Genomic DNA, 7,189 nt, shown 5'->3' with positions numbered 1-7,189 from the left:
CGGACGGCACCGCCGCCGCCGCGCTGGCGCTGGCCCGGCACGCCGCGGACGGGAATGCCCTGGGCGGCCTGACGCGCGGCGGCGCCGCCATCGGCCACGCCCGGAAGGGCACCCTTCTCCACGGCCCGCTTACGCTTGACCTCCACGGTCACGGGCTTCGACCGGCCATGGGAGAAGCTCTGCCGGACCTGGGTCTCGACCGGCTTCTTCAGTTCCAGCTTCCCCTTGCCGGAGCCGGAGAGGTGCAAGACTTTCTTTTGGTCCTGGTCGTTGCTGTCGGTCATCGGTTCCCGAATGGTCAGACGTTGCTTCCGTGGCCGGCCGGCGACGTGCCGGCGACAAAGCCTTTGATACCCTTGAGACGCGCGGCGTCGCGGGCCAATCCCTTGGCCAGCTTGCCGCGCGCCACCACCGCGTGCACCGCGTTTTCCCGTCCCAGGGCCGCGGCCATCGCCGCGGCGTCGAACAGGTCAACAACCGGCATACCCGGCGCCAGCGCTGTGATCTTGCCCCGCTGATCAGGCGATCCGTCGCTGGCCTCGACCAGCAGACCGGGTGGTCCGGCGTGTCCGACCTGATTGGTCTTCAGCGCCTCGCGCACCTTTTCGTATCCGGCCAGAGCCTGCCCGGCCCGGCGCGCCAGCCCGAAGGCATCCAGGCACCGCCGCTCCAGCAGCTTCTCCAGCCGTTCCGCCAGATCGGGCGGGACGCGCACCGCGCGCCGCGCCGCCTTGGCGAACATGTTCTTGGCGACGGCCTTCGCGAAGGCCGCCTTGTCCCCGGACAGCCAGAGGCCGCGGCCCGGAAGCCCTTCCTCCAGATCGGGCACGATCTCGCCGTCGGGTGATACCACGAAGCGGATCATGCCGTCCTTCGGCTGCACGGTTCCGGTAGCGATGCAGCGGCGCAGCGGACCCTTTTCCAGATCCGCCGGCAGCAACGGCTCCCCTTCGGCCCCGAGGCCGTCCGGTTGGCCGTCCGCCCCGGTCTGTTCGTTCCTGTCGCTCAGCCCAACCATCCGTACCGTTGTGCGTCCTGATTCCAGGCTCAGCCCTGGGCCGCCTGGCCGTCGGCGGAGGGTTGCGCCGGAGCCGGCGCGCCTTCCTCGCCATCGAACCAGTGGGCACGGGCGGCCATGATGATCTCGTTGGCCTCGTCTTCCGTCGGGGCGTCCTTGCCGAGGATGTCCCTCAGCTCGTCCGCGGCGAGGTCGGCGAGGTCGTCCATCGTCTTCACGCCGTTCTCACCCAGCTTCACCAGCAGGGTCGGGCTGAAGCCGGTCACTTCCGCGACCGCGTCCTCGACGCCGAGCGTCTGGCGCTTCTCGGTCATGCGGACGTCCTGCTCGTCGAGGAAGTTCAGGGCGCGCTGCTTCAGCTCCTCCGCCACGTCCTCGTCGAAGCCTTCGATCTCGGCCAGCTCCTCGGTCTCGACGTAGGCGATCTCCTCCACGGAGGTGAAGCCTTCGGCGACCAGCAGATGGGCGATCACGTCATCCACGTCCAGCGCTTCCATGAAGAGCTGCGAGCGGGTGCGGAATTCCTCCGACCGGCGCTCCGACTCCTCCTGTTCGGTCAGGATGTCGATGTCCCAGCCGGTGAGCTGGGTGGCCAGCCGCACGTTCTGGCCGCGGCGGCCGATGGCCAGCGAGAGCTGGTCGTCGGGCACCACCACCTCGATGCGGCTGTTGTCCTCGTCCATCACGACCTTGGCGACCTCGGCCGGGGCCAGGGCGTTGACGATGAAGGTCGCCGGCTCCTGGTTCCACTGGATGATGTCGATCTTCTCGCCCTGCAGCTCGCCCACCACGGCCTGGACGCGGCTGCCGCGCATGCCGACGCAGGCGCCGACCGGGTCGATGGAGCTGTCGTTGCTGATCACCGCGATCTTGGCGCGCGAACCCGGGTCGCGGGCCACCGCCTTGATCTCGATGATGCCGTCGTAGATCTCCGGCACTTCCTGCGAGAACAGCTTCGCCATGAACATCGGATGCGTGCGCGACAGGAAGATCTGCGGGCCGCGCGCTTCCTCGCGCACGTCGTAGATGTAGGCGCGCACGCGGTCGCCGTTCTTGAAATGCTCGCGCGGCAGCAGCTCGTCGCGGCGCAGGATCGCTTCGGCGCGGCCCAGATCGACGGTGACGTTGCCGTACTCGACGCGCTTGACCAGACCGTTGACGATCTCGCCGGTGCGGTCCTTGTATTCGTTGAACTGACGCTTGCGCTCCGCGTCGCGGACCTTCTGGACGATGACCTGCTTGGCCGTCTGGGCGGCGATGCGGCCGAAGTCGATGGGCGGCAGCGGATCGACCAGGAAGTCGCCGAGCTTGGCGCCCGGCTTGCGGCGCTGGGCGTAGGCGAGGGTGACCTGCGTCGCCTCGTTCTCCACCGCCTCGACCACCTCCAGGTGGCGGGTCAGGTGGATGTCGCCCGTCTTGCGGTCGATTCGGGCGCGGATGTCGTGCTCGTGGCCGTACTTGGAGCGCCCGGCCTTCTGAATCGCCTGCTCCATCGCCTCCAGGACCTCGTCCCGGTCGATGTTCTTTTCGCGGGCAACCGCGTCAGCGACTTGCAGCAGTTCCATCCGTCACACTTCCTGGACTGGCGTTTGTTCTTGAGTGATGCCCGGCCGGACCCGTCAACCCTGGCCCTGGCTGGCGCGGATCAGTTCATCCGTCAAGACCAGCTTGGCGCGCAGGATGTTGTCGAACTCCAGGCGGGCGGCTCCCTGTTCCGATTCGATGCACACGAGGCCGTCCTCGACGCCCTTCAGCATGCCCTTGAAGCGCTTGCGGCCATCGACGGCGAGCCGGGTTTCCAGCTTGGCCTCGAATCCGGCGAAACGCTCGAAATCCTTCAGGCGGGTCAGCGGCCGGTCGATGCCGGGCGAACTGACCTCCAGCGTGTAGGCGCTCTTGATCGGGTCCTCAACGTCGAGCACCGCGGAGATGGCGCGGCTGATGTCGGCGCAATCCTCGACCGTCATGGGCGCGCTGTCGGCGCGTTCCGCCATGACCTGCAGAACCATGCGCTGCCCACCGGTCAACTGCACACGCACGACCTCGTAGCCCATGGCCTCGACCGACGGCGTGATGATCTGCTCGATACGACCGGTTGCTTCCATTCCACCTGACCCGCCCCCGCGGTCTCCCCTGGCACAGCGCCCTGGGACCAACACGGGGATGCCATACGCTGATAAAAAAATAAGTGGGCCAAGGCCCACCCGCAAAGCGTCCCGCCGGCCCGGTTTCCCGAGCCGCCGATCCGTATGGGTTCATGCGGTGAATATAGACATTCCGGAGCAGGCCGCAAGCGCTTTTCCGCATGGTCCTATGCCCACCGCAACTTCCCCTGCCCGCAGACCCGGCGCTTAAGCCCGCGCCTTCCGGACGAAGCGCATGAAGACCGGCTTGCGCCCGGCCTCGATGGCCTTTTCCTCATAGCGGGTGGGCGGCCAGTCCGCCGTGCGGTGGCGCCAGTCGGACGGGCCGCGGGCGGTCCATTCGAAATCCGGGTGCCGCACCGTGTGCTCCAGCATCCAGCGGACCAGCCCCATGTCGTCGCTGGCCAGCCGCAGTTCCGCCCCGTCCTTCAGCACGCGCGCCAGGCGCGGCAGATTGTCCGGGCCGATGAAACGGCGTTCCCAGTGGCGCTTCTTCGGCCAAGGATCGGCGAACAGGACGAAGGCGCGCCCGATGGAGGCGTCCGGCAGGGCGTCGAGCAGCGGGCGGGCGTCGTCCGGCAGGATGCGGACGTTGTCCTGGACGCCCTCGTCATCCACCAGCTTCAGCAGGCCGGCCACGCCGTTGATGAAGGGCTCCGCCCCGATCACCCCGACGTCGCGGTTGTTCGCCGCCTGCCACGCCATGTGGTGGCCGCTGCCGAAGCCGACCTCCAGCCAGACGTCGCGCATGGGGTTGGGGAACAGGGCGTGGGGGTCGATCCGGTCGCCCGGCTGCGGCACCGCGATTTCCAGCGACGGCAGCAGCCCATCGAGCAGTTCGGTCTTGCGCTTGCGGAGCGGGCGCCCCTTGCGCCGCCCGTAGAGCCTCTTGGACGAATCCAGGAAGGTGTCGGTCATCGTGACAGCAGGGTCCCAAAACGGATGCCCAAAACGTATGCCCAAAACGTATGCAGGGGCCGAGCGGCCCCTGCACGTCGGACGAACGGGTCCGGTCTCAGAAGAAGCCGGTCTTAGAAGAAGGCCGTGCGGAGGTCGTTGACGAGGTCGGTCTTCTCCCAGGAGAAGCCGCCGTCGGCCTCCGCCTCGCGGCCGAAATGGCCGTAGGCGGCGGTGCGCGCGTAGACCGGCTTGTTCAGGCCGAGATGCGTGCGGATGCCGCGCGGGGACAGGTCCACCAGCTTCTGAAGAACCTGCGACAGCTTGTCCTCGTCCACCGTGCCGGTGCCGTGGGTGTCGACATAGACCGACAGCGGCTTCGACACGCCGATGGCGTAGGAGAGCTGGATCGTGCAGCGCTCGGCCAGGCCGGCGGCCACCACGTTCTTGGCCAGATAGCGCGCGGCGTAGGCGGCGGAACGGTCGACCTTGGTCGGGTCCTTGCCGGAGAAGGCGCCGCCGCCGTGCGGGGCGGCCCCGCCGTAGGTGTCCACGATGATCTTGCGCCCGGTCAGGCCGGCGTCGCCGTCCGGACCGCCGATCACGAAACGCCCGGTCGGGTTGACGTAGAAGTTCGCCTCGTCGCACATCCAGCCGGCGGGCAGGACGTTGAGAACGTGCGGACGGACGATCTCGCGCACCTCTTCCTGGGTCAGGCCGTCGGCGTGCTGGGTGGAGACGACCACCGCGGTGGCGCGCACCGGCTTGCCGTTTTCGTACTGCAGCGTCACCTGGCTCTTGGCGTCGGGGCCGAGCTGCGGGGCGGCGCCGGAATGGCGGGCCTCGGCCAGCGACTTCAGGATGGCGTGGCTGTAGTAGATCGGCGCCGGCATCAGGGCCGGGGTCTCGTTGCAGGCGTAGCCGAACATGATGCCCTGGTCGCCGGCACCCTCGTCCTTCTCACCGGCGGCATCGACGCCGACGGCGATGTCGGCGGACTGGGAGTGGACGAAGCACTTGACGTCCATCTTCTCCCAATGGAAGCCGTCCTGCTCGTAACCGATGTCCTTCACCGCGGCGCGGGCGACCTGAACCAGCATGTCCGGGGTGATGCTCTCCGGTCCGCGCACCTCACCGGCCAGCACGATCTGGTTGGTGGTCGCCAGCGTCTCCACCGCGACCCGGGCGTAGGGATCGTGCGACAGGTACAGGTCGACGATGGCGTCGGAGATGCGGTCGCACACCTTGTCCGGATGGCCTTCGGACACGGACTCGCTGGTGAACACGTAATTGAGCTTGGCCACGGCGAACCTCGGCAATGGGCGGGGGCTATTTCACAAAGGAATTATGGAAGACCGGCGCAGCACCCACGGAAAGCCAGTCATTTTCCGTATGTGACAAGGTTTGCGTTCCAGGTCAAGCGATCTCCCCAAGGTTGGAGGAGGCTGACGGAATTTCGCCTTGAAAAGACATCGGGGAACGGGCCGGGCGGCCACGTTCCCCAAACTTTCCGCCGTCCGGATTGCTTCCGGTTGTTCGGCTCACGTCTCCGGACCGCTTATTCGGCGGCTTCGACCATGCCGGAGTTGGCAACGGCCTTGGTCAGCTCGAACAGCCGCTTGCGCACCGACGGGTCGTTGATGCGGTAGTAGGCGCGCACCAGCTCCAGCGTCTCGCGCTTGGCCATCGGGTCCGGCTCGTAGCCGCCCGAACGCTCCTCGAAACCGCCGCCGGCCTCGTCGTCGTCAACCGGGGCCGCGGCGGCTTCCGCCGGCATGTCGTCGAAGAAGAAGGACACTGGCACGTCCAGGACGCGGCTGAGGTCGAACAGGCGGGACGCGCCGATGCGGTTGGCGCCGCGTTCGTACTTCTGCACCTGCTGGAACGTCAGGCCGATGGCCTCGCCCAGCTTTTCCTGGCTCATCCCCAGAAGGGTCCGGCGCAACCGGACGCGGGAGCCGACGTGCACGTCGATCGGGTTCGGTTTTCCCGTCTTGGGACGACCGGCAGCGGCCCGGCGGCCCCGCGCTGACGTTGCTTGCATTGCTCTAATTCCCTGAAACAGTTGTGCAACCTTGATACGACATATCCATGTATGCAGTCAAGGGCGCCCGAGCGCTCCCGATGCGCGTGATTGAAAAAAGAGTCTCGGTTGCACTATCCGCGATATCGTGCGCGCAGGCCCACCGCGAAACAGGTCAAAAGAAGCAACCCGAACGCGCCATCACCCACCCGTCCGTAAAGGGTGGGGTTGCCCAGCGCCTCCGGCAAGGCCGCGTCGATGAAACCCCTGTGACCAAGCGGGAGCATGGCTGTTATGCGGCCGTAGGAATCGACCACCCCGGAAATCCCGGTGTTGGCGACGCGGACCAGCGGCATCCCCTCTTCCACCGCGCGCGTCCGGGCGATGGCGAAATGCTGGTGCGGACCGGCGGTGTTGCCGTACCAGGCGTCGTTGGTCAGGTTCAGCATCCAGCGCGGGCGTTCCGCGCCGCCATCGGAACCGGGCACCACGGCGCCGGGGAAGATCACCTCGTAGCAGATCAGCGGGCTGACCGGCGGCAGTCCCTTCAGCGGCAGCGACACCGGCCCCGGCCCGGCGGAGAACTCCGCCCCGTTGCCGGCGATGGCCCCCACCGGCAGCCATTTCCGCAGCGGCATGTATTCGCCGAAGGGGACGAGATGGAACTTGTCGAAGCGGCCCGTCACCGCCCCGCTGCCGTCCAGCGCCGCCAGGCTGTTGTAGTAGAGCGGCTCCCCGTCCGGCCCCGGCTCCATCCGCGGGACGCCGGTGATGAGCAGCCCGCCGGACGGAGTGACCGACCCCAGCGCCTGACGCAGGCGGGCGTCCTGGTCCAGGAACAGGGGCACGGCGGTTTCCGCCCAGATGACGTGGGTGACGGGTTCGGCGGCCATGGGCTCCGCGGCGGGCGCGGCGGAGAGTTCCATCTGTTGCTGGACGTTCCGCACCCGCTCGCCCGGCGCCCATTTCAGCCGCTGGTCGATGGCCGGCTGGACGAGCCGCAGCCGCACGTCCGGAACCGCCGCGTCCGACGCGCGAGGAGATGAAGGCCAACGCGCTGGCCATGCGCCAGCTCGCCGAGCAGACGAAGGCCACCCTGGACGCGCT

Annotated in this window: 8 protein-coding genes; all 8 read right to left on the bottom strand. The window is 67.8% G+C overall.

Annotation, left to right across the window (positions count from 1 at the left end; all coding sequences use genetic code 11):
* Positions 1-284: translation initiation factor IF-2 associated domain-containing protein (locus QSG27_RS26550; RefSeq protein ID WP_306711514.1), on the bottom strand; the 284-nt coding region annotated here is incomplete at its 3' end.
* Between the two features lie 14 nt (positions 285-298).
* Positions 299-940, bottom strand: a complete 642-nt coding sequence (locus tag QSG27_RS26545) for an RNA-binding protein (RefSeq protein ID WP_407653275.1) — start codon at positions 938-940, stop codon at positions 299-301.
* Positions 941-1,047: 107 nt separating this feature from the next.
* Positions 1,048-2,583, bottom strand: a complete 1,536-nt coding sequence (nusA, locus tag QSG27_RS26540) for a transcription termination factor NusA (protein WP_306711510.1) — start codon at positions 2,581-2,583, stop codon at positions 1,048-1,050.
* A 54-nt stretch (positions 2,584-2,637) separates the two neighbouring features.
* Positions 2,638-3,123 carry a ribosome maturation factor RimP gene (gene rimP, locus QSG27_RS26535; RefSeq protein ID WP_306711508.1) on the bottom strand — a complete coding sequence of 162 codons (486 nt, stop codon included), beginning with the start codon at positions 3,121-3,123 and terminating at the stop codon, positions 2,638-2,640.
* A 246-nt stretch (positions 3,124-3,369) separates the two neighbouring features.
* Positions 3,370-4,080, bottom strand: coding sequence for a tRNA (guanine(46)-N(7))-methyltransferase TrmB (gene trmB, locus QSG27_RS26530; RefSeq protein ID WP_306711506.1), 711 nt, complete (start codon positions 4,078-4,080; stop codon positions 3,370-3,372).
* 113 nt (positions 4,081-4,193) lie between these two features.
* Positions 4,194-5,363, bottom strand: a complete 1,170-nt coding sequence (gene metK / locus QSG27_RS26525; protein WP_306711504.1) for a methionine adenosyltransferase — start codon at positions 5,361-5,363, stop codon at positions 4,194-4,196.
* 254 nt (positions 5,364-5,617) lie between these two features.
* Positions 5,618-6,103 (bottom strand): helix-turn-helix domain-containing protein, encoded by a 486-nt coding sequence (locus tag QSG27_RS26520; RefSeq protein ID WP_306711502.1) that lies wholly within the window; start codon positions 6,101-6,103, stop codon positions 5,618-5,620.
* Between the two features lie 113 nt (positions 6,104-6,216).
* Entirely contained in the window at positions 6,217-7,092 is an 876-nt protein-coding gene (gene lnt, locus QSG27_RS26515; protein ID WP_407653274.1) for an apolipoprotein N-acyltransferase, read from the bottom strand.
* Positions 7,093-7,189 lie beyond the last annotated feature (97 nt).

The sequence above is a fragment of the Azospirillum isscasi genome, assembly GCF_030849505.1.
Classification (GTDB): Bacteria; Pseudomonadota; Alphaproteobacteria; order Azospirillales; family Azospirillaceae; genus Azospirillum; species Azospirillum isscasi.
This window is presented reverse-complemented; position numbering and strand designations above follow the sequence as displayed.

What these genes read in the sequence shown, in the direction of transcription:
- nusA (WP_306711510.1), bottom strand. Translation starts at nt 2,583, where the DNA reads ATGGAACTGCTGCAAGTCGCTGACGCGGTTGCCCGCGAAAAGAACATC.
- trmB (WP_306711506.1), bottom strand. Translation starts at nt 4,080, where the DNA reads ATGACCGACACCTTCCTGGATTCGTCCAAGAGGCTCTACGGGCGGCGC.
- QSG27_RS26520 (WP_306711502.1), bottom strand. Translation starts at nt 6,103, where the DNA reads ATGCAAGCAACGTCAGCGCGGGGCCGCCGGGCCGCTGCCGGTCGTCCC.
- rimP (WP_306711508.1), bottom strand. Translation starts at nt 3,123, where the DNA reads ATGGAAGCAACCGGTCGTATCGAGCAGATCATCACGCCGTCGGTCGAG.